Genomic DNA, 17,319 nt, shown 5'->3' with positions numbered 1-17,319 from the left:
GAGGCACGATGTCGGATCCGAACTATCACTCGATCGACACCGATACCGCAATTGGCGGCCAGGTCCGGCGATCCGGGATCGGGTTGATGCGTCCGATGGCTGTGGTGGTCGCGATCGCCGGTATCGGCGTTGTTCTCTACTTCCTGTTTTCCGGCGGTGAGCGGGAACCGACCGTCGACACGACGCCTCGGGAAGAATTCCGCCCGGTTCAGGCGCCGAGGAACGAGGGCTTCAATCCGCCGGCGCCGCCGCCCTTGCCGACCGTCCAGGTACCAGAGGCTCCTCCGCCCCCGCAACCCCCGCTGCCGGAACCAGTCGTGCCGGCCCCGGTCCAGATCGCGCCGCCGGTCGATGTCGATTGCTCCAGGGGAAACAATCCCGACAATCCAAGATGTATCGAGCTCGCCCGACAGGCGAAGCTTCTCGAGCGTGTCCGCTCGACCGCTGTCGTCTTCGATCAATCCGAGCAGAGGAACGGATCCGCATCGGCTTCCTCCGATGCTTCGGGAGCCGGCCTGGTCGGCGCGAACGGCTCGTCTGGGGCGCCCTCCGGTGGAAACCCCGATGCCGGCGGCGCTACAGATGGCGACCGCGCCTTCCTGAAGGCGATGGGTGGCCAGGGAGTGGAGGTCTCGACGGCCACTGAGAACCGGCGCATCGATGCCTGGATCCCGCAGGGGACGATGATCCGCGGTACGCTCGAAACGGCTGTGAATTCCGATCTCGCCGGCATGGTGAAGGCGATCGTCCGGGAGGATGTCTATTCCTTCGACGGCCGCCACATCCTCATTCCCGCAGGCTCCTCGTTGATCGGCGACTACAAGTCCGGTGTCGAACGCGGGCAGGAGCGCCTCTTCATCGTCTGGACCCGGATGATACGTGGCGATGGTGTTTCGGTCCAACTTGGCTCCTACGGCACCGACCGTCTCGGCCGCTCCGGCATGACCGGCGTCGTCGACCGGAAATATTGGGAGCGGTTCGGGCCGCCGGCGCTGATGACGATGATCGGCGGTGTGACTCAATACATCGCCCAGCTCGGTCAGAAACAGGATCGCAATATCACGATCGTCAATACGGACGGAACCGTGACCAGCATTCCCCAGGACAACGGAACCACCTCGCAGGATCGCGCACGCGAGATCGCTGCAGAGACCATCGCGTCAGGCATTCGGCAGCTTGCGACGGAGGCGTTCCAGGACACTAAAAACATCAAGCCGACGATCCATATCGCCCAAGGCTCCGATATCACCGTGTTCGTCACACGAGATCTGGATTTCTCCGATCTCTATCCAGACCCGGTCCGCGAAGCGTTTGAGCGCTTGCGCAGAAAGAAGCTCGGCAAATGAATGCTCGTTTATCGATCTCCGCCGAACAACACTTCCTGTCCGAGGCGCTCGAGCCCATCAAGACGTTTCTTGACGATCCCGGTGTGGTCGAGATCTCCTGTCAGCGCAGCAATGAGATCTGGCTGGAACGCATCGGTCAGCTCAGCATGGTGAGGCAGGCGGTCGATGGGCTCGACCAGGAGGCGATTCGTCACATGGCGTCCCGCGCGGCGTCGTTCACCAAGCAGACCGTCAATGCCGAGAACCCGTTGCTGTCCGCTACCCTGGTCGATGGTGAGCGCGTGCAGTTCATCCTCAATCCGACCTCGGCGACAGGACACGCTTTTTCGATCCGCAAGCAATTCATACGCCGGTTCGATCTCGACGACTATGAAAAGGCCGGCGCGTTCCGATTCACCAAGGTCACCGGCGACGACTATATCGACGATGTCGATATCGAGTTGTCACGTTTGCTGCGGGCCGGAAGGGCACGCGGATTCTTAGAGCTTGCGGCTGTCCATCACCGCAGCATGTTGATCTCTGGTGGCACGTCGACCGGCAAGACAACGTTTCTCAACACCATGCTCACCGCCATTCCGAACAACGAGCGGTTCGTCTTGATGCAGGATACTGCAGAACTGGAGCCTTGCCAGGAAAACGTCGTTTCACTGCTGGTTTCGAAAGGAGGACAGGGCGAGGCCCGGGTGACGATGACCGATCTCCTTGCGTCGGCGTTGCGCCTGCGGCCGGATCGCATTTTTATGGGCGAGCTGCGCGGTGACGAGGCCTTCGACTTTATCAACGCGATCAATACCGGCCATCCGGGCTCGATGTCGACGATCCACGCCAACTCACCGCATCACGCTTTTAACCGACTGTCGACGCTGGTGCTCAACAGCAACGTCCGCATGGAGCGCGACGACATCATCCGCTACATCCGCTCGATCATTCCGATCGTGGTCCAGTTGAAGAAGAGCGATGCCGCCGGTGGCCGCGGTGTCAGCGAGATTTACTTTGCCGACGAGGTGGATGAAGATGGCAAGCGTCGACACGGACACGCAGGCTGATCGCCCGAAGTGGACGGAGCTTCAGAGAGCTTCGACCTTCACTTTTCCGGTCGCCGTACTCGGGGCTTTCGCGGTGTGGCTGTTGTTCTTCACGCTGATCTACGACGCCTATGTTACGTCATTCGGATCGACCTCCTATTACGACTACATCGCTCAGGCTCGTCTCCTCGATAGCCTTGTTTATACATGGTCCATCGTCCGGGCCCGCAACACGGTCGGGCTGTCGCTGCTCGCCCTCTCCCTCGCCACGCCGTTCCTGTTTTTCCTGCTGTGCCTGTGGATGCTGAAAGGGGGTAGGGCGCTATCGCGGAAGATCCTCTATCTCCTTCACATCAGGTCGATGTTCACCCTGATTGCACACTCGGCACTCATCTTCGCCGCCGCCTATGGCGGTGTCGCCGTCTACGGGATCGTTTTTTACCTCGTGGCGACAAGGGCCGGCGGACATGTCGATATTGCCGACTACTATAGCAATCACCTTGCAGCGATGTATCAGGCACCCTTCGGTGCGACCGACGCGGCAGGCGCATATCGGAAGCCCTCGCGACAGACAGTGCTCGGCGCACTGGCGGGCCTGGGGGCAGCAGGCGCGCTAGTCGGGGTTCCAATCGGTGCCGCGATCCAGAAACGCCAAAGGATGATCATGGGCAAAGCGCGGCTGGCAACCTTAAAAGATGCCTCCGACTTTCAGTTGCGTGACAAGTATGGCATCGTGCTCGGCTTGAAACAGGGGCTGCTTCTGCGCAATGACGGCGACCAGCATGTGATGGTCATCGGCTCGCCTGGACAGGGCAAATCGCGCGGCTTCGTCATCCCGACCATGATGAGTTTTAAGGGCTCGCAGGTCGTTCTCGATATGAGCGGTGAGCTTTTCGAGGAAACCTCAGGCTACCTTAAGGACAGGGGCTACGAGATTTTCCTGCTTGCACCGGGGTCCAATTTCACCGACGGCTACAATCCGCTGGATCTGATCAGTGCCGATCCCAACCAGAGGATCACAGACCTGCAGAAGCTCACGCAGATGCTGCTCCCGGAACGTCTGCGATCCGATTCCTCCGATTTCTGGGAGGAAAGCGCCAGGATCCTGCTGACGGCAATGCTGGGTTTCGTGCTCGAATGCCCTGATACCCGCAAGTCGCTCAGCGAACTCTACCGTATTCTCAACTCGATGTCGGATGAGCGCAAGGTGATCATTCAGCTTCTGGAAAACTACGAGGCCGTCCTGTCCGACCAGACCCGTATGCAACTGACCAAATTCGCCGGGCGCCACGAAAAGCTCGGGGAGGGCATTGCAGCGGAGATCGTCGCCAAGCTCAATTTTCTGCAGAACCCGCTGGTCGAGGCACTGACATCGATTACGTCAATCCCAATAGACGCCATCAGAAAACGGAAAGCGGTGATTTACGTTCAGGCCGACTGGAATGCCATTCAGATCTACGAACGGCTGATCTCGATGTTTATCCAGCAAATGGCCGACAAGCTCGTGCAGATGGGACGGTTGCGCAACGGCGAGCACGAAGTACTGATGATGCTCGACGAGTTCGGCAATGGTGGCCGCATCGACACTGTCCTGACACTCGCGCCGCTGATCCGCAAGAACGGCGTTCGCTTCGTGTTCATTCTGCAGGATGGCGCCCAACTCGAACGGCTTTACCAGCGCTCTGGCCAAAAGATCCTCATGGGTGCATCGACGATTAAGCTGTTCATGAACTTCCAGAACCAGGAGGACGCGACGGCGGTGTCGATGGCAGCCGGCAGGACGACGGAGTGGGTCGAGCAGTCATCCTATACCCATCGCCATGGTCGCCGCGATCGATCGATTGCAAAGGTGCCGGTTTCGGTCGATCTTTTGCCGGTTAATACGCTGATGATGATGAAACCCGAGGAGGCGATCCTCCAGGTCACCGGCATGCCGCTGATGCGTATCATGAAACTGGACTCCGGTGGCGAGCGCATGTTTTCGAAGGCGCGAAAGTTCAAGCCAGCGACACGGCCATGCATGGAGCCGGTCGAATGGACGATCGCTGATAGCGACGCAGTCAAGCCAATCGTGGCGGACCCTGAGGCGGCCATCCCTTCGAAAACGAGAAGCCCGCCGCCCGGGACTCAAACCGAGATCGACTTAGGCGCCGTGCAGCGACCGCCGCAACCACAGAATATGCGCTTCATCGTCAAGGACGGGGTACGCTACGTCTATATATCATCGCTCGACGAACTTCGTCATCGCCTGGATCTCGACGAGAAACGTGAGGCCGGTGTCAGTCCGGAAGACCTGCCCAAGGGGAACGGCGTGCGGGAACCTGATAGCCGAAGGAACGGGCCGGCCGGCCGGCAGGAGAAAGACGCCGGAGGCAACCGTGCTCCTGTCCTTGCCGAGGAGGGTAGCGATGTCGAGATTGATATCGATCGGGAGAAGCTGGCCCGTAGCGTCTATTCAGGATCTCCAGGAAAAGCGCGAAATCCACCAGGTCGCACTCCGGATTCTCGAGACCAAGGCGGCGAGCGCTCCATCGGCCCGGCCATTCTTCAACGTCAAGAGGTCCGGGAGGTATTCGGAGCGGATATCAAAGCCTTGAATGACGTGATTTTCCAACGGGCTGATGGCGCCTCATTCGAGCCAGCGACGCTGAACGCCGATGTCGAGCTTTTGATTGGACGTCTCTGCGAACGCCTGGCGAGCGAGAGTTCAAAAGCCATTCTGCAGGAGTTCGCTGACGTTGCGCGAGATCCGCTGGGTGAGGAGAGGACGCAGGTCGAGACCGATGGTGGCGTCGACTAGCTGATAGGGTTGGCTTGTCAGTACCGTTCTGTTGTCCAAGCCCTCTTGCAGGGTCCACAATAGTTGCCAAAAAGGGGAGATGCCGTGGCGGAAATCAAATACTTCAGGCGTGGAGGTCTTTCGAAAGAGGAAAGCCTCAATCGAATTGTCGACGCTGCCAGAAACGACGGTGGCCTTTGGTTGATGATCAAGGAGCGCGCAATGGAGACACGCGCGCTGACGGTCGAGTTCGAAAGGCTGGGGGCGAACCCCGGCGAAATGGACAGGCTATTTCCAAGGCGCCTGACACCGACGATCTCTGAGCTGGTAGACGAGCTTGTGTCGTCCATCGCTGCAGGCTGTCCGCCGGAAATGAGGGTTCTTGTTCAAGATGCGTTGCTCCAGGCAGCGAACGCGGAACTCGATGCGAACAGGAGGCGGCCGTCGTGAAAAGACGGGACTGACGAGATCATCTCTCTCTTTGTTGTTCGTCGACCATCGCTAGAGGACTTGCAGACCGGCTGCGCGTAAGCCTGCACAGCGCGAAGCCGTCCGCTCGAAATCCACGTTTGGCAGAGGAAGGAATGCCAAGCTACCGCCGGTCCTCTTGCACGGGCCGAGCGCAGCAGTGTAAGACCCGTGAGGACCGTGTGCACAGGTATTGAGAGACAGTCAAAATAGCGTTTAGGCATAAGCCTATCGTTTCGCAACGACGACAGGAATTGGATGAGCAGCGAAACCTCGAGAGCATTCCCCATCGGTCGCCGCAACGCCACGTTCCATGGCTGCGACATACTATACGGCTGTCGCCCAATGCGATCTACGGTGGAGGATGGCTGTCGATGCCACGGCTGAAGGGCGATGCCTCCAATGACCGGCAAGACGTCCCGCGCCTGACATCTCTTTCCTTTCAGGAAAGACTTGCCATTGGTCTGGACCGTTTGAAGTCCGAGCGCGGATTGACCAACAAGGAGCTCGGCGAGCAACTCGGGGTGTCGGAAGCCTATATGTCGCAAGTGACCCGCGGAATGCGGGACGTGAAGCTGACCACGCTCGACAAGATGACCCGAGAGTGGAATGTCACGATAGAGGATTTGTTCACGGTTACTGACGACGATCTCGCCCGCATTGCTGCGAAGAAGGCGCGCCGAAGCAAGAGGAAGCCCCCCAAGCCAGTTTCCTGAGTATCGCTGCCGTGGAAGCAACGTCGCGCCAGCCACTAATGGTCCAAATCGAACCAAAATCGCTCCTTCACACCTTTGTCGTTCGGGATATCGAAAAAGTAGGGCTCATTCCGTCGCGGCCTTGGTGTCGCAATTTGTTCGATACAGCTGTCGCCCCGATTACCGAAAACGCGTCGTACAGTTGTAACCTTGAGCGCCGCGTTGGATCCACGCTGACTTGGAGACCGACATAAATCGACGGTCTTGATGCATTGGTTGGGTTCACCCCGCAAACCGGCGTCGCCTTGCGAACTGTAACCGGCCGTGGTTCCGGCCGGGCAGTCTTCAAAGATGTCATGGCCGGGCTTGCCGGCATTGGCTTCATGGCAGACCGGCCACGAAAAGGCCGGGTCATTTATCGCGGCAATAAGGCGCGTCATCGGCGCAACGCAGTAGGGAACGCTATGCCAGGATGGGTTTTTAGATGCCGCGCATAGCAGAACCTGGCATCCCCAGGACACGTCGTCGGCCTTTGCGGCGGTGCCAGCCGAAACAGAGGTCGAGCCCACCATCAATATGGTCGCAAGTACGAACGGTCTCACTCTATGGCTCCTTTCCCATGGTCATTGGACCTGCGCCCCTGTTTCGCCGATTATCGCGAACGACAGCATTCCAGGTTGTGTCGCCCCGGCGAATGAGCCCCTGGCGGGTGTGATCAAGTCGGTGCAGGTCACGCCCGGTTCGGCTTGACGCGTTTTACACTTCGAAATCCGGATCGAGCGGTCGGATCTGGTAATCGCAGCTGATGCCTCCTCATCGTTGGGAGCGTCACTTGCGACTTCCGCTTACCCTCATCCTTCAGCCGTAAGATCTCATGCTCAAGCTCCGACGCCTGGCGGCTTCGCGCCATTTCGTTGACCGCGTAGCCGGCAGCTGTTCCAACAACAAGACGTAAGCCACCACGACAGCCCACCGACTGACTTGTTCGCCGTCACAGTCAGTACCCCTCGACGCCCAGCCGCCTCAGGACGTTGGCCGGGTTGGTTTCGCAATCCTTTTTCCAGTCGACATGCTGGGCGCATGCATAGGCATATTGGCTGAGGTCGGCTGAAGAGAGATCCGCGAGCGTGTTGCCGACTGCCTTCCACTTCTGCACCTCCGCTGGATCGCAGCCGGCGCCTGCGGCACCGCAAAAGTCTGGATTACGCTGCTCGATCTGCGTCCGGCTAGTGCTTTCTTGTCCGGTCGCCATCGAAGCACAGCCGGACAGCAGCACCATCGCCATGGCGGTTTTTGGAAAGTGGCTCATTCAGCCTCCGTGCGTGTTACTGAGCGACAGGGAATTGTTCGGGCTCACAGGCAACGGCAGAGGTAAGCCGCTGTCGTGGTCTGGCGAAGGGCCTTTGTCCGTGTCTCCAGTGGCCACCGATGCGGTGTAAAGCCACGGAGGAAGCAGATCTGGCGAGGACCAGACGCCGTAACCGAGCCCTCTGGCCTTCCTTTCAATATCGAAATAGGCCGGCACCTAAGGCTCGCCGCGATAGTTGAATGCGTAGCCTATGCCTTCTGCAATCGCCGTCGCGGCAAGGTTCGTCTCCCCGACAAAACAATGGGCGAGGATCATGCCCCTTCCGTCGCGGTCGATCGGAGTACAATTGACGTCGTGTCCGAGTGTACGAAGGATCATCCATGCGCGCGCAACCTGACCCGCTGGCCACGTTACACCATCGCTCAACGCCGTCTGTTCGATGCGAGGGGCTTCATATCCGGCAAGCCGCACCGCCTGTCCGCTCCTTTTGAATTCAAACGTCGTGGTATCAACGACCTGAACTTTTCCATAGATCTGCCGGGGCAGGTCGGCCGGACGGTTCTGCCCTAGCGATCCTGTCGCCGTCAGTGTGAACAATATAATTGAGAACGGTACAGTTCTCATCGCTGCGCTCCGGCAATTTTTGTGAGGACCGGGATCGGGTGCGGCATATCCGAATACGCCCAGAGGCCCGCGCGCGCTGATCGCGCACTCTCCTCCGCCACCCTATATCCGGGGACGATCAACTGACCGGTGTCGTCAATCGCCGCAAATCCCCATCCCTGGGCAATCATATAGGTTGCCAGATCATAACGCCGTTCACCTGTCGTCGTCTGGCAGGCAACCACAGCGTTGTTCTGGTCGATATTTCTGATCGTCGTGCAGACCGGCCTGGTGTCTCTTATCATTGCCTGCGCCATAATGAGGTTGAGCTGGCCACAGTCTCGCACAGCGCCCGGGGAAATCGTGACAGACGTCCCTCGAAGACACGTCTGCAGGCCGTAGAGACGATATCGCCGTCCGCCTGAAACCCAGGTATCGCCTGTTTCGAATTGCGCCTGCGCTGGAAAGGGAGCAAATCCAGTTTGACCCTCGATCTTGCTGTCCTCGACTAGACCTCCACCTCCATGCGCCTGAACCAGCGTGATCGGAGCAGGGCGTGCCGCTCCAGGAAGGGTCGAGCCTCCAAGCATGGGCATGATGGTGATCCCGGCGTAGAAGCCAGAAGCTAGGAGCGTGGACATCAATATCAGGAACCTCATCCGGATCATTTCATGGAAGGATTGGCGCGATGGCGTTCACCGTAGGGGTGGACGAAATAGGTATTTGCCCAGATTCCGACCCGCTTCCTGTGCGCATCTTCCTCAACCTTGGCATAGTCTGGAAATATCGGCCAGCCGGCGCGGTCACGTGCTGCGAAAGCCAGTCCCCTGCCGATGAGCGTCTCGGATATCGATTGCACTGCACCATCCTTGTTGAAGAAGCATTCGGCATAATGCACCGGCGGCGTGCCCCGATTTTGGCCGAGGACGTGGCACGGAAACGCGTCGCCTGCCGCCGCCTTTGCCTCGGCGAGTACCGCGATCAACCCGGCCAGCGAGATCATGGCGCACGTCGCCTGTAGGCCTGCAAATGCAATCTGCTCGGTTGAAAGGCAACCCTGAGCGCCAGCCAATTTAACCACCGTCCCGTCGGAGGCCAGAAACGCGCTGCCGCCCAACGCGCTCTGAGGTCTGATTGTTTGAAGATGAAGTCGCGTGGCAAGCGATGACGTATCGAGGGGCGTCTGCGATGCAGGAACAAGATCTTGCCCCTGGGCATAGGCCGTTTGATATTCGCTGACGAACTTCGCAGCCGTATCATCCTGTGCTGCGAGCGCAATGGCCATCGTCGCATTGGCAAATGTGCAGAAGAATAAGCAGTTAAACCACCACGCGCCAGGATTCATGCTCGCATTCCGTAATCTGTTGGCAATCTGAAACATGCACAAAATTATACTGCAGTGCAAGTCTGGAAAATCATCGGCGATTGGGTTATGTCTCTTGGGACTACGGAACATGCGCATGGAGAAAGGCGATGTCAGCATACCGGAAGGCTCTCAGGCTAATAACCTTCCCATTTCGGGCGGCGTGGGTCCTGATTTTGATCACGAACCTTTTGGTCGTATCGGCTGTCTGGGTGTCGTTGGCAGCATTCGTTTCATACGGTCTTGCTTTGACGATTTCATACGCCTTCCTTCCGACGGAGTGGACCCGGGGGCTTTGGCATTGGGCGGCAGAGCTCTATGCCCAATCCGGTTGGTTCAGCGCCGCAACCACATTCTGTTCCGTGCTGCTTTTACTGCCGATCCTGAAGTTCTGGCCGGCCAGAGACTCGCAAGCGAAAATAGCGCGTGAGCGCAAAGCGACACGGCAGAATGCCGATCTGATCGCTGCGCGGCAGCAACGATTAGCGAAGCTTCGGGAATGACGACGCCATGACAGTCAAACCACTCTCGCTAGCCATCTCGACGTTCAAGGGCGGTGCCGGAAAATCGACCTTGAACATCAATCTCGCAGCCGAATTTGCCCAACAAGGACACCGGACGCTGCTGATCGATTGCGATGAACAGGAGTCATCGACGCGCTGGTACAATGTCTCCACGAAAAGGGGACTTCTTCCGACCAACGGGACCCTGCTGCATCTACGCGTGGCTCCGGAGGACAGGTTTGTGGATCGCCTGGCCGACGCACCGGAGGCCGATATCCGGATCTATGATGTCGGCGGATATGTCCATCAACGCGCAATCGACGTTTATTATGAGTGTGATGCTGTTCTTATCCCGGTTATACCGGAGCCGACGGCCGCGACCTCGGCCATCAAGGTGGCGACAATCCTGAAGGAGATTTCCAGAAAGCGGGCTGAGGGACCAATTCCGTACGCTGCGATCTGGAACTATGTCGACATGATCGCGCTCAAACACAACCGCTCGCTGCCCGAGGTTCACGCCATCCTCACAAGCGGCAGAATTCCGGTAGTGGACACTGTTGTTCGCAAGAGCAACCACTTCAGCGATGTCGGAGCCGGCTTCGGCTCGCTCTATTCGAAGCTCGCCAGCATAGAGAATAATCCGGTGCTGACGCCGTCGGCAAAGCGTCGCGCCTCCGAGAGCGTTCTCGACGCGATAGATCTTGTAAAAAGGATCAACAACGAATTCATCAACCTACTGCAGGTGGAGGCCGCATAGCGCAATGTCGAGGGAAAGAATACCGGCTGGAAACATTCTCGCTCTTGGTCGATCTAGAGAAGATCGGGCGAAGGACGTGGAGGAGACGGCGACCTTCTATATGCCAACCAACGTCGATCTTGGAAAGCTTATGCCCGAGGAACCTCCTCGAACAAAAGAACAGCAGGCAACCGTCCGCGGCGCACCGCAACAGCGCCGTACGTCTGGCAAAAACGTCCGGACCAGCCCTTCAAAGGAGGGAAAGAATCCGCCTGCGGGCAGCCTCATCACCAAACGAAAACGTATTTCGCTTTATCTCGACGACGACGTGCTCACAAAGATCTTTCGGGTTTCGCTCGAGCGTCACGAGCAACTGTCATCGGCTACGCACCGGTTGATACTTGAGGCTCTGCAGGCGAGGGGGCTATAGGAGAGATGCGCCAACCGGCTATTATGTTCCGTCTACCACCGCACGTCCTGGTTAATGTGGAGGCCCTTGCCAGACGGCTCGATGTGTCTGCCAACATTGTCGCCAAGCTGATCGTCACGCGGGAAATCATGCATGTTCCTGCAATGCTCGTAGAACATGACCGGCAATTGGCAAATATGCACCAGTTTCTGCGCGAACTGGCCTTTCGAAACGAAGCGTTTCTCTCCGACAAGGGAGCCGAGATTGCGGCAGTCGAGCCGATTATGGACAAGCTTGCGCAGGTCATGGCCGCTCTCGACGCCATTCGCGATGCAGCTTTTGTCAGACCGTCAACCTATATCGCCGACCTGATCGGGAAACACGATGAACGACCTTTCCAGAAGTCGCTCCGGATCTAGACCGGGCTGTCGTCGGCTGCCAAGCTATTTCGAGCTGATCGACGACGAACTGCGTCGACGCGGCGGGGGCGGGGGAGTAAAAAGGTCGATACCGGCGAGACTGGCCGCTCCGTTGACGAGACAGGGCGGGGCGGCTGCGGCATTCAGTCGAGCCGCCGGCAACAACGCCGTTGTGGTCAAAGTCCTGTCTTATGGTGCCGGTGCTAGTTCGATGCGCAACGTCCTTGCCTACCAAAGCAAGGAGGAGAAGGCGCGCGACCAGGACGGCCGTGAAGTGTCCGATCTCAATGCCACGGTGCGGTCATGGGAGCGCGAGTTTGGAAATCGGAAAGGCAGCGATGATATTCTTCGCTTGGCTTACGAGCTCGAAAGCGCAGACCGGGAGCGGGTTGCCCGCGCCCTCGGCTCCCTCGCCGACGAAGGGTTTCGCAGGGTCGGCGATATCGACCGGACCTATGCTTTCAGTGTGGGCGCGAGTGTTAAGGGTGGTACGCGTCTGCATTTCGCTCTTGTCATTGCCCATGAGAAAAAGGATCGATCGGACCGCAGCAGCCGAAATCGCATCGCCGCCGAAATCGACAACGTAGGTGCGATCGACGCTCGTTTGAACAGGGTGTTGAGGCAGGAAGGAATCACACCAGTTTCGCGCTGTCCGGTTGAATTTTCATCTGGCCCGAAAGGCCTGACTGCGACCTTTCACGCCATGCAGCGAATAGATGCGGAGGTGACGATCTCGACGAAGACGCATGTCGAGGAACGCCCTGGCGCGAGCGGGCGCTACAAGCAGGGCACGGCGCGGCGGGAAGTTAGCACAAAGGATCACAAACAGCTGACGGCCGAGAGCAAGATTATCGGCGCCCTTCTGCAGACCCGCCAGCCGAGGGATTTCATGCACCTACTTTTGTCTGGACCAGCCAATGTCGATCGCGACCAGTTCGTCCTCGCGGGGCGTGACTTCCTCAAGCAGCAATTTGTTGGGCATCGCTATGCCTACGCCATCCATAACCGAACCGATCACGGAAAACATCCACACCTTCATGTCATCGTTGCGCTGCGCAACACCAGTGGAAAGATGCTTAACCCCAACATCCGCGACTTCACCGAATGGCGCTCGCGCTTTGCGGAGAGGGCGTGGGAGCGTGGCATCGCAATCGGTCTTCACAAGCGCGTCGACCGTGCAGCCCCGCCCCCCGTCAAACGATGGGAATGGGAAATGTTTCGGCGGATGGGAGCAACCGCGCCGTCAAATGTAATTGAGAAGGTTAGGTCGAAGATTCGCGACACGCCGACCGCACCGAAGCATGAAGGCGCACGGGTGAGGCTCGACCAGAGCCGACGTTCAGTCGAGCGCGTCATTCAGATGCTTGAAGGGGTCGCCAGGGACAGATCAGCACCCAGTACGGCACGAGAACTGAGCCATGATCTCTGCATCGGTCTTCGGCGCGAGTATGGCAGGCTTGAAGCAGCGGTCCGCGAGGGCCGTGATCCCACACGGGAGAAAGGTGAAGAACACATGCTGCGGTCCACACCCATCAGCGCCACCCAGGCAAAGGCAGCCAAGGAAACGATAGCGACAACCGCCAGCAATGCGGCAGCAAAAATCACGGATTCGTCCGATCGGCAGATCTTTGAGCAGGCGACGAAGATCATTGGAAAGGTTGTCGGACTACAGTTGGATGCAAGGGTTGCAAAGCAGCGGGATCGTATCGATGCAAGCCAGGTCAAGCGCAAGTCGGAACCCCTTGAAACAAAATCGGCCGCCGGTCGTGACCACATCGACGAGCTTAGAATAGTGAACAAGAGCTCGAACAATCGCTCTATCGATGCAGCTCGCATCGCTCGCTCCAATACCGAGCGCGACCGACCTGAAAAAGATCGTTCGGATAGCGAGCGGTCAAAAGTGCAGCAGCGCGATAGGGAGATTCCGAAATCCATCAAGCTTCGCCCGCCTCAGGAAAAGGACAGAGAACGCGGCCGCTGATGTCGTTATTAGGGGCTACCGACGATCGATCGGCTCACACTTAAAAAACTGACCGATTGCTGCAGAAAAACACATCTCATCCCTATCGTTTTAGCCGTGCTTGTTCGGGATAGCCTAGACCGCCACGGTTTCCCAAACCCCGGCCTTGCTACAACGCCGGAAACGACGATAGATCAAGTTCCAACTCACATATTTGGGCGGAACATCGGGCCACGGCGCTCCGCACCGAAGCCGCCAAAGGATACCATTGATGATCGTTCGATTTTGCTCAGGAGCCCCCCCCGACCACGGCTTTCAGGCTCTAACGGCAGCAAGTCTTTCAGAACCCGCCATTCCACTTCAGTGAGATCGCCCCAGCCCAAGTCTGCCCCCAACTAGCAGCCTCGATTCAACCATCTCTCATTCCGGCAATATCAGCCACGTTTCCGATCCGGGCTGAGCGCCAAAACTTCGATGCCATCTGGTGCATAGGCCTTTCCGTCCGCCATCCGAATATACATTTCATCAAGCGGTCCCTCATGACCTTGCTTAGCCGTGATCACTAAAATCCAGAGAGGATCAGTTCGAATGTCATAGCCGCCGACCGTATTGCTCAGCGTTCCGATCTGATCCCAATCAACGGCCATACTGCTACCCCCCGATCTCAATCTCGATTCTACCGCCACCGCCCACTATGGTCGACGTCAAACGCCAATTTCTCCCCGATGCCTAGGATTCGTCCGATGGCGCTGGAAAGCGAGTCCATGTCGGTAATTTCAATTCGATCAGGTTGCGACTTAATTTCGTTGAGAATATTCTCATCGCCTCTCCCGCTAGAACATAAAATTCCCAAGATGCCCGCTTCTTTTGCCGCACGGATAGATTTCACTAAACTGCTGACAATCACGACACTACCTTTATCGGCCCCATAGCACTCGATGGCTCTGAAAATCATGCGCGTGGCGGTATTGGGTCGCGATTTGTTTGAACCTTGAAGTTCGGTTCCGTTTGGTTGAGACGAATCCGTGTCCGTGATCCAGAAATCGGGTCGTGCTCCCCGAATGGAAAGCAACTCAAAGAGGACTGCCATCACGGTCGAAATTTCTGATGTTCCGGCCCCTTCACTTCGGCGCGAGATAAAGCCAAAGTGAACGTTAAGTTCTCGGATTTGTTTTAGAACTTCGACGAATTCGTGATTGATATCCTTCAGCGTCATGTCTCTGGATACACCTCTATGCCTCAGGAGGAGACCTTCTTCCTCAAAAATAACTAGGCCGGCAGAAGCAATTCTTCGTAGTTGGCAAATCATACCTTGACCACCGGGGCCAACAAGGTCCCGCCTTTTTGAAGTGTGCACATATAATCAGACGCTGGCTAACGAGTCGGGGGCTGTTTCGCCGCCATGTCTGGTCATGGTTGCCTAAAGGCTAACACCTTGTGTTTGCTGCTTCGGATTCGGATAAAGCCGATGAGGAAGGTCAGTATAGACATATTCTCCTGGTATTGCGGCCGGGCACAGCTTCGATAGAAAGAGGTCGAGATTTTTTGCGCTGTTGCTGGACACAAGCGAATAAAAATTGCCGCTGTTCCATGTGACGAATGTGTGCTCGAAAAAGCGACTCAGTGTCGCGGCTATGTTCGCCAAGCTGACTTCGTTTCGATTCATTCGTGTTAAAACAGTTTCTTCTTTTTTTCGAATGTCGGAAGGGGTAAAAAACCGAGCCTTGAAGCCGTGGTCCTTTTGCCGCTCGCGCCGATGGTATTCCTCGGCGTCGTCGTGCCTGAATTTTTCGATGAAGATGAAAAGCCCGTCTTTTCTGAGATGCTGCGATACAAAGCGAATTTGATCGAAGCGATTGGGCGAATACATCTGAAACGTCGTGTCCTCGACGATGATGTCAAAGCCGCCAGTGAATGCGCGTAGCTCATCATCATCTTGGATTTTTCGCGCAGTCAGATGATGAAATGGTCCGTGAAAAAATGTGGCATGCGGAGGAACACCGTAGGCGTAGAAACTTCGCAGATTCTCGACATTTGGGCTGCAAGATAATGTGTCTATCCTGCCATTGCCGAGTTCGGCAATCACGCGCGCCATCGTGCCCTCTGCTGTTCCCAATGTGTAGAGCTTCAACCGTCCCTTTCTGGCTCGGGCATATTTGAGGATTGCACAGCCCATGCGGCATTCCTCTTCGAACCTATAGGGTATGCTGCCGAGATAGTGCTGATCGAATGGCCCTTGCCGTAGCGGATGAAGAGCTGAAAAGCGCTTAAATGTTGAGTCGAGCGGGAAGAGCCGATAGTCGAGCTTCGGTGGCCGAATGGGCATGCCAGTTTGACCAGCTGCCGTTGTCGAAAAGAATTCCGAGAGCTCGTTGAGACGGGGTGCGCGGTCGCACTCCACTATGAAATCTTCAAATCCGTGCATGCGAAAGACCTGCCTTTCTCTCGCATTATCGCAGCCTGCTCATTTGAAAGACGAACTTCAGAAATTCGAAGCGCCGGCGCTGATGTGAATTATCAACGACACCAACGCCCTTTTTGCGACAATGCTCGGCCGAAGCATGACCGCGCGCTCTGGTTTCTTGCATCCACGATTTTGATCGGCTTACATGAAATTGATATGAAATTCGACCTCAGGTTAGAGGAGGTTTGATCGGCAACTTTTAGTCAGATATGCTTGCCTCTACACCGATCTTAAACAGGAGAAGCCAGTCAACTTGGGGATCGTTCCGGCCGTTCAACCCGAAAAAATAAAGCAGTCGCAAGCGCAGGTCATCCTTCACAAGCAAGGTCGTTGGAGCCACGCGCGTGCCGATGTCGTTCGTCGGATCGGCTTAGCTCGGCAGGAAATCGACGTGGTAACGGATCACCACCTGATTTTTCTCAACATACGCGGTGCGGCGAAGTCCGGCGAAAATCATATTGACGGGCGAAATGTCGGCTTTACTCCGCGTCAGGACGGCTCACTCGTTTACGTTCCGCCTGGCTGCCGCTGGAGTGGTTGGGACGAGGGCGACTGCGAGGCCTGTTATCTCATGATAATAGTGGCGAGCGAGTTCTTGTCCGACTTATCTGCAAGGTTGCCGAGTGCGGGAAGCTTGCGTCCGAAGCTCGGTTTCAGGGATCTGCCAATACAATGCTTAGTGCGTCAGATTGCCCGCGAGCTCTTGAATGACGATCCTATTACCGACCTGATCGTCGAAGGACATCTAACGGCCATCTTTGGACTTTTGCAACGTGGCTCTCGAACATCGGGCAAGGCGCACCGCGGAGGCCTGGCGCCGGCGCTGCTCAAGAGAGTGATTGAAAAAATCGATGCGTATATCGAGCGACCTCCAAGCGTGCGCTTGCTCGCTGAAGAAGCAGGCGTGACCTACGAGCACTTTTGCCGCGCATTCAAGTACTCGCAAGGCATAACACCCTACGCCTTTTACAATATGCGTCGCCTCGAGCGCGCCAGCGACCTTCTTCGTACGACAGCGATGACTGTAACGGAGGTGGCGCTTGCCTGTGGCTATGCGAGTGGAAGCCATCTCTCGACCAGATTTCGACGCGATACGGGGATTTCTCCTGAGGGATACCGTGCTGTCTGGAGGGAACCTGCTCGTTCCGAGCCAAGAATAATATCAATTTCATGAAAGCCGCAGGCCCCTGAGGGGACTAGAATGAAATCATTCTATTGCCAGGAGGGCTTGCTGATGGGG

Annotated in this window: 20 protein-coding genes; 11 read left to right on the top strand and 9 right to left on the bottom strand. The window is 57.1% G+C overall.

Annotated elements, in window-relative coordinates:
• Positions 1–8: 8 nt before the first annotated feature.
• The 5 genes from virB10 to EQW76_RS16740 all read left to right on the top strand — a co-directional run bounded on the left by virB10 (position 9) and on the right by EQW76_RS16740 (position 6,334).
• Complete coding sequence (gene virB10, locus EQW76_RS16760) at positions 9–1,346, top strand: type IV secretion system protein VirB10 (RefSeq protein ID WP_142831931.1); 1,338 nt, start codon at positions 9–11, stop codon at positions 1,344–1,346.
• A complete protein-coding gene (virB11, locus tag EQW76_RS16755) occupies positions 1,343–2,392 on the top strand; it encodes a P-type DNA transfer ATPase VirB11 (protein WP_142831929.1) in 1,050 nt (349 codons plus the stop codon). Before virB10 ends, virB11 begins: the two co-directional genes overlap by 4 nt.
• Positions 2,361–5,171, top strand: a complete 2,811-nt coding sequence (locus EQW76_RS16750) for a type IV secretory system conjugative DNA transfer family protein (protein WP_142831928.1) — start codon at positions 2,361–2,363, stop codon at positions 5,169–5,171. Before virB11 ends, EQW76_RS16750 begins: the two co-directional genes overlap by 32 nt.
• Before the next feature lie 84 nt (positions 5,172–5,255).
• On the top strand, positions 5,256–5,600 hold the full coding sequence (locus EQW76_RS16745) for a hypothetical protein (RefSeq protein ID WP_142831927.1): 345 nt from the start codon (positions 5,256–5,258) through the stop codon (positions 5,598–5,600).
• 392 nt (positions 5,601–5,992) lie between these two features.
• The gene (locus EQW76_RS16740) at positions 5,993–6,334 is read left to right on the top strand and encodes a helix-turn-helix transcriptional regulator (RefSeq protein WP_142831925.1); all 342 of its coding nucleotides are present in this window, start codon (positions 5,993–5,995) and stop codon (positions 6,332–6,334) included.
• Positions 6,335–6,369: 35 nt separating this feature from the next.
• Here EQW76_RS16740 and EQW76_RS16735 read toward each other — a convergent pair whose 3' ends face one another.
• From EQW76_RS16735 to EQW76_RS16710, 5 genes are all read right to left on the bottom strand, one after another.
• Positions 6,370–6,885, bottom strand: coding sequence for a hypothetical protein (locus tag EQW76_RS16735; RefSeq protein WP_142831975.1), 516 nt, complete (start codon positions 6,883–6,885; stop codon positions 6,370–6,372).
• A 425-nt stretch (positions 6,886–7,310) separates the two neighbouring features.
• The gene (locus EQW76_RS16725) at positions 7,311–7,622 is read right to left on the bottom strand and encodes a hypothetical protein (RefSeq protein WP_142831922.1); all 312 of its coding nucleotides are present in this window, start codon (positions 7,620–7,622) and stop codon (positions 7,311–7,313) included.
• Positions 7,623–7,838: 216 nt separating this feature from the next.
• Positions 7,839–8,246, bottom strand: a complete 408-nt coding sequence (locus tag EQW76_RS16720) for a hypothetical protein (protein ID WP_244616974.1) — start codon at positions 8,244–8,246, stop codon at positions 7,839–7,841.
• Positions 8,243–8,866, bottom strand: coding sequence for a thermonuclease family protein (locus tag EQW76_RS16715; protein ID WP_244615525.1), 624 nt, complete (start codon positions 8,864–8,866; stop codon positions 8,243–8,245). Before EQW76_RS16715 ends, EQW76_RS16720 begins: the two co-directional genes overlap by 4 nt.
• Positions 8,867–8,889: 23 nt before the next feature.
• The gene (locus EQW76_RS16710; RefSeq protein WP_142831918.1) at positions 8,890–9,570 is read right to left on the bottom strand and encodes a nuclease; all 681 of its coding nucleotides are present in this window, start codon (positions 9,568–9,570) and stop codon (positions 8,890–8,892) included.
• Between the two features lie 115 nt (positions 9,571–9,685).
• Here EQW76_RS16710 and EQW76_RS16705 point away from each other — a divergent pair, with 115 nt between their 5' ends.
• The 5 genes from EQW76_RS16705 (at position 9,686) to EQW76_RS16685 (ending at position 13,636) form a co-directional block, all read left to right on the top strand.
• The gene (locus EQW76_RS16705) at positions 9,686–10,018 is read left to right on the top strand and encodes a hypothetical protein (protein ID WP_153816493.1); all 333 of its coding nucleotides are present in this window, start codon (positions 9,686–9,688) and stop codon (positions 10,016–10,018) included.
• An 80-nt stretch (positions 10,019–10,098) separates the two neighbouring features.
• Positions 10,099–10,848, top strand: coding sequence for a ParA family protein (locus tag EQW76_RS16700; RefSeq protein ID WP_142831914.1), 750 nt, complete (start codon positions 10,099–10,101; stop codon positions 10,846–10,848).
• Positions 10,849–10,924: 76 nt separating this feature from the next.
• Positions 10,925–11,257 (top strand): hypothetical protein, encoded by a 333-nt coding sequence (locus tag EQW76_RS16695; protein WP_244615524.1) that lies wholly within the window; start codon positions 10,925–10,927, stop codon positions 11,255–11,257.
• An 83-nt stretch (positions 11,258–11,340) separates the two neighbouring features.
• Positions 11,341–11,655 (top strand): hypothetical protein, encoded by a 315-nt coding sequence (locus EQW76_RS29145; RefSeq protein ID WP_244616973.1) that lies wholly within the window; start codon positions 11,341–11,343, stop codon positions 11,653–11,655.
• Complete coding sequence (locus tag EQW76_RS16685; protein WP_143122982.1) at positions 11,621–13,636, top strand: hypothetical protein; 2,016 nt, start codon at positions 11,621–11,623, stop codon at positions 13,634–13,636. Before EQW76_RS29145 ends, EQW76_RS16685 begins: the two co-directional genes overlap by 35 nt.
• A gap of 114 nt (positions 13,637–13,750) precedes the next feature.
• Here the strand turns inward: EQW76_RS16685 and EQW76_RS29760 are convergent, their stop codons facing one another.
• The 4 genes from EQW76_RS29760 to EQW76_RS16665 all read right to left on the bottom strand — a co-directional run bounded on the left by EQW76_RS29760 (position 13,751) and on the right by EQW76_RS16665 (position 16,040).
• On the bottom strand, positions 13,751–13,879 hold the full coding sequence (locus EQW76_RS29760) for a transposase (RefSeq protein ID WP_244615534.1): 129 nt from the start codon (positions 13,877–13,879) through the stop codon (positions 13,751–13,753).
• A gap of 170 nt (positions 13,880–14,049) precedes the next feature.
• The gene (locus EQW76_RS16675; protein ID WP_142831910.1) at positions 14,050–14,262 is read right to left on the bottom strand and encodes a hypothetical protein; all 213 of its coding nucleotides are present in this window, start codon (positions 14,260–14,262) and stop codon (positions 14,050–14,052) included.
• 29 nt (positions 14,263–14,291) lie between these two features.
• Positions 14,292–14,831, bottom strand: coding sequence for a hypothetical protein (locus EQW76_RS16670; RefSeq protein ID WP_142831908.1), 540 nt, complete (start codon positions 14,829–14,831; stop codon positions 14,292–14,294).
• A gap of 204 nt (positions 14,832–15,035) precedes the next feature.
• Complete coding sequence (locus EQW76_RS16665; protein WP_142831906.1) at positions 15,036–16,040, bottom strand: class I SAM-dependent methyltransferase; 1,005 nt, start codon at positions 16,038–16,040, stop codon at positions 15,036–15,038.
• 292 nt (positions 16,041–16,332) lie between these two features.
• Between EQW76_RS16665 and EQW76_RS16660 the strand changes: the two genes are divergently transcribed.
• A complete protein-coding gene (locus EQW76_RS16660) occupies positions 16,333–17,253 on the top strand; it encodes an AraC family transcriptional regulator (RefSeq protein ID WP_142831904.1) in 921 nt (306 codons plus the stop codon).
• Positions 17,254–17,319 lie beyond the last annotated feature (66 nt).

It is taken from the genome of Rhizobium sp. rho-13.1, assembly GCF_007000305.1.
GTDB lineage: Bacteria > Pseudomonadota > Alphaproteobacteria > Rhizobiales > Rhizobiaceae > Rhizobium > Rhizobium rhododendri.
Note: the sequence above shows the minus strand (reverse complement) of the source record. Positions and strands in the feature narration are given on the sequence as shown.